Origin of the sequence: Gordonia alkanivorans NBRC 16433, from assembly GCF_000225505.1 — a bacterium.
GTDB classification, from domain to species: Bacteria; Actinomycetota; Actinomycetes; order Mycobacteriales; family Mycobacteriaceae; genus Gordonia; species Gordonia alkanivorans.
Genome location: NZ_BACI01000036.1, coordinates 1 through 2854, shown reverse-complemented (window position 1 = coordinate 2854; position 2854 = coordinate 1). Strand labels below are relative to the sequence as shown.

5 protein-coding genes are annotated in these 2854 nt (G+C 66.7%); 3 read left to right on the top strand and 2 right to left on the bottom strand.

Annotated elements, in window-relative coordinates:
• On the top strand, positions 1-290 hold a 290-nt coding region (locus GOALK_RS05465), incomplete at its 5' end, for an arsenate-mycothiol transferase ArsC (RefSeq protein ID WP_040004020.1).
• 26 nt (positions 291-316) lie between these two features.
• Here GOALK_RS05465 and GOALK_RS05460 read toward each other — a convergent pair.
• On the bottom strand, positions 317-805 hold the full coding sequence (locus GOALK_RS05460; protein WP_174351863.1) for an ArsI/CadI family heavy metal resistance metalloenzyme: 489 nt from the start codon (positions 803-805) through the stop codon (positions 317-319).
• A gap of 99 nt (positions 806-904) precedes the next feature.
• Here GOALK_RS05460 and GOALK_RS05455 point away from each other — a divergent pair, with 99 nt between their 5' ends.
• Positions 905-1267 carry an Rv2640c family ArsR-like transcriptional regulator gene (locus GOALK_RS05455; RefSeq protein WP_005193682.1) on the top strand — a complete coding sequence of 121 codons (363 nt, stop codon included), beginning with the start codon at positions 905-907 and terminating at the stop codon, positions 1265-1267.
• 569 nt (positions 1268-1836) lie between these two features.
• On the opposite strand, the gene GOALK_RS05450 is transcribed toward GOALK_RS05455, so the two are convergent.
• On the bottom strand, positions 1837-2433 hold the full coding sequence (locus tag GOALK_RS05450; RefSeq protein WP_005193680.1) for a class I SAM-dependent methyltransferase: 597 nt from the start codon (positions 2431-2433) through the stop codon (positions 1837-1839).
• A gap of 92 nt (positions 2434-2525) precedes the next feature.
• On the opposite strand from GOALK_RS05450, the gene GOALK_RS05445 reads away from it, so the two are divergent.
• The coding region (locus tag GOALK_RS05445; RefSeq protein ID WP_040004019.1) for an ArsR/SmtB family transcription factor at positions 2526-2854 on the top strand (329 nt) is incomplete at its 3' end.

Sequence of the window (2854 nt, the reverse complement as noted above, 5' to 3'; positions counted from 1 at the left end):
CGAAGATCGGCGGCCAGGTCAACGACCTGTCCGCCCAGGTGCTCGCCGAAGTCGGCGCCACCGTGGACGGACATCAGCCGCGCCAACTCACCGACGAACTGATGCAAACTGCAGATCTCGTCGTGGTGGTCGGCACCGCCGACGTCACCCCACCCGACGGCGTCGCCCTCGAGGTGTGGAACACCGACGAACCCTCCGAACGGGGCATCGACGGCATCGAACGGATGCGGTTGATCCGCGACGACATCACCGCGCGGATCCGCGCCCTCGCCGACCGCATCGCGCGGTAGGCGGGAGCGCGGGCTGAACGTCGGGCTCAGCAGCAGGCCGTGCGCGCTTCGGCCGGTTCGGCGGCGCTGCCACCGCAGCACACCGAACCCTGCTCGGCGTCGTCGGCGGCGGCGTTCTGTTCCAACAGTTTCGGGCTGGTGCCGAAGGTGTCGGAGTCGGCGAGCACGGTGTAGACCTCCCACTTCTCGTTCGCCGGGCCGGTCACCCAGACCTTGTCCTGGGTTGCGAAACAACAGGTGGAGTTGATCTCCTCCTGCGTGAACAGGCCCTCCCCGGACAGCCTGGCGATCTCGGCGTGCACCTTCTCGCTCGATTCGACCTCGACGCCGAGGTGGTTGATCGTGCCGCCCTGGCCGGGGTTCTCTAGCAGCACCAGTTTCAGCGGCGGCTCGACGACCGCGAAATTGGCGTATCCCGGCTTGCGTTTGGCCGGGGTGGTGTTGAACAGCTTGGAGTAGAACTCGATCGCGGTATCGAGATCATCGACGTTGAGCGCCAACTGCATACGGGACATGACCATCACCTTCACCTGTGAGACATATATCGAACTGCGGTCACTCTGCAGCGTGCCCACCTTTTCGACATATGTCAAGTAGGGGCGTACGATCTGGTCATGCCGAAGCCCTTGCCGATGGTCGACATCAGCGCCCCGATCTGCTGCGCACCGGTATCGGCGGCACCGCTCGATGACGACACCGCGCTGCAGATCGCGTTGCGGCTCAAGGCGCTTGCCGATCCCGTTCGGATCAAGCTCGTCTCAATCCTGCTTACCGACACCGGTGACGGGACCTGCACCTGCGACCTCGCGACCGCGGTCGGCCTCACCGAAGCCACCACCAGTCACCACCTGGGGCAGCTCCGCAAAGCCGGCATGGTCACCCCCGAGCGCCGCGGCATGAACGTCTACTACCGAGCGCAACCGGACTCGTTGGAAGCACTACGCAACGTTCTCAGCGCTACGACGGGTTGCTGTTGAACGGCGACGGCACGAACTGAGCGAGCCTTATCCGGGTGTCCTTTTGGCAGGCCAACTCCGGTGTCTTTCAGCAGGTCAGCGAGCATGGCGAGCAATCCAGCTCGGCTGGTGGCGGGCAGATCGGATCGGTGATCACGGCGTGGCCGGCGCCAGCGAGGGCGGTGATGCGGGCGGCGACGCTGACCGCGTGCCCGAACAGGTCTCCGTCGCGGACGACTGCGCTGCCGTAGTGGATCGATCCCGGCGCGTAGGGCGATGAATCCGTCTTGACCGGCGGCCGCGGCCGCGGGGGCGGTGATCGTGGCGAGGATCACTTGGGGGGCGTCGGCGGTGAGCATCACCGCATCGCCGATGGCCTTGACCAGCCGCGTGCCCGGTCGTAGAGCCTGCCTGCCAGGTCTGAGAGGCCAACCGTATGGCCAGTTCTGCGGCTTCCTGGTCGCCGCAGAACTCGGTGAACACGCTGTATCCGGCGAGGTCGACGAACGCCACCGCGACGTCACGCTGCTCGAGCTCGGCGAGCTCGTCCGAGGGAGGGCCATGGTGATGCCCGTGCAGTGGTGGCGTGGTCATCGGTCACCGGCACGGCGGGCACGGAACCGGGCGAGCGCAGGGTTCTCGCGGACCGTGATGTCGGTCAGAGGCAAAGACGTCAGGCGCAGGCGGAGTTCGCCACGGGGGATGAACCGGTGCGGTGCCCCTTCGAGGTTGTGCAGCAGCCGCGCCGGTGCGCTGCCGAGCAGGTCGTAGCCGACCAGCATTCCGCCGGGCGCGAGCACTCGGGCGGCCTCGGCGAGTGCGCGTTCCCAGTCGATGACGTGGTGCAACATGATGAACGAGACGACGGTGTCGAAGCTTCCGTCCTCGAACGGCAGGGCTGTGGCGTCGGCGACCTGGGCGTGAGCGCGGGCCCCGAAACCCTGCAGCCGATCGCTGGCGGCGGCGACCATGACCGGGTCGAAGTCGGTGACGGTCACATCCACGAGTTCGTCGGGGTTGGTGGTGAGGATCTGTTCGGTCATCGCGCCGGCGCCGCCACCGATTTCAAGGACCCGGCCTCGGGGATGGATGCCTTGCAGCGCCCACGGGAGTACCCACCTGCCGGTGGCCGCCTGCCACGGTGCGCTGCGGCAGAACAGAGACTCGATCGTCGACATCGACGGCATACCAACAGCTCCCACCATCTCGCCCGGCCGCGCCTGCTGCCACTTCTTCGTGATGATTCGATTACAGCACACAATGCCGCTATCATCGTCATATGACGATGAATGAGTGCTCGGTGGCGACTGGGGCGGACCTCGATCCCGCGGTGGCGTTGTTCCACAGCCTCTCCGATGGGACCCGTCTGGCAATCGCAACCCGCCTCGCGCACGGTGGCGAGGCCCGGGTGGCGGATCTGATGGCGGAGCTGGGGTTGGCGCAATCGACGGTCTCCGCGCACGTGGCGTGCTTACGGGACTGTGGGCTCGTCGAAGGCCGCCCGCAGGGGCGGCAGGTGTTCTACAGCCTGGCCCGACCGGAGCTGATGGACGTGCTCGCCGCCGCCGAAACCCTCCTGGCAGCGACCGGAAACGCGGTTGTGTTGTG

What these genes read in the sequence shown, in the direction of transcription:
- GOALK_RS05460 (WP_174351863.1), bottom strand. Translation starts at nt 805, where the DNA reads ATGTCCCGTATGCAGTTGGCGCTCAACGTCGATGATCTCGATACCGCG.
- GOALK_RS05455 (WP_005193682.1), top strand. Translation starts at nt 905, where the DNA reads ATGCCGAAGCCCTTGCCGATGGTCGACATCAGCGCCCCGATCTGCTGC.
- GOALK_RS05450 (WP_005193680.1), bottom strand. Translation starts at nt 2,433, where the DNA reads ATGCCGTCGATGTCGACGATCGAGTCTCTGTTCTGCCGCAGCGCACCG.